Origin of the sequence: Grimontia indica, from assembly GCF_000333895.2 — a bacterium.
GTDB lineage: Bacteria > Pseudomonadota > Gammaproteobacteria > Enterobacterales > Vibrionaceae > Enterovibrio > Enterovibrio indicus.
Window position 1 is genome coordinate 1 of the sequence record NZ_ANFM02000109.1, and the last position, 543, is coordinate 543.

General features: G+C 56.5%; 1 protein-coding gene. It reads right to left on the reverse strand.

The window, feature by feature from the left end; all coding sequences use genetic code 11:
* A partial coding sequence (locus D515_RS24965) for an AMP-binding protein (protein ID WP_039850809.1) occupies nt 1-543 on the reverse strand: 543 nt, incomplete at both ends.

The following is a 543-nucleotide window of genomic DNA, read 5'->3' on the forward strand; positions in this document are numbered from 1 at the left end:
TGGCTTTCAGCGACAACCATCAGCATGTCTAACAAGACAGGGACCGAGTTCCAGACAGTGACATGATGTTCGTTAATCAAAGACAACCAGGCAGCGGCATCGCGTCGAATGGCGTCATCGACCATGACGACGGCACCGCCAGCGCTGAGCAGACCGAAGAGGTCATAGACGGAGAGGTCAAAATCGAGCGCAGAGACCGCAAGCACACGGCTGTCGGGGTGGATACCATAGCGGTGGTTAATGTCATCAAGGGTATTGGCGGTGGCCTGATGGGCCATTTCAACGCCTTTGGGTTCACCGGTAGAGCCGGAGGTGAAGATGATATACGCCGGACTGTTTGGTGAGACAGGGACGGGGGCCTCTAATGGCGAGAACCTGTCAGTGTAAGAAATATCAATGGCGAGGCCAGGGACGACATCAAGGTGTGCCGGGTCAGTGACAGTGAAACGGATCCCCGCGGTGGTGTGTATACGCTGCTGTCGTAGCAGAGGCTGGTGTGTACCGACAGGGACATAGCACCCGCCAGCGGCCAGAATACCAAGG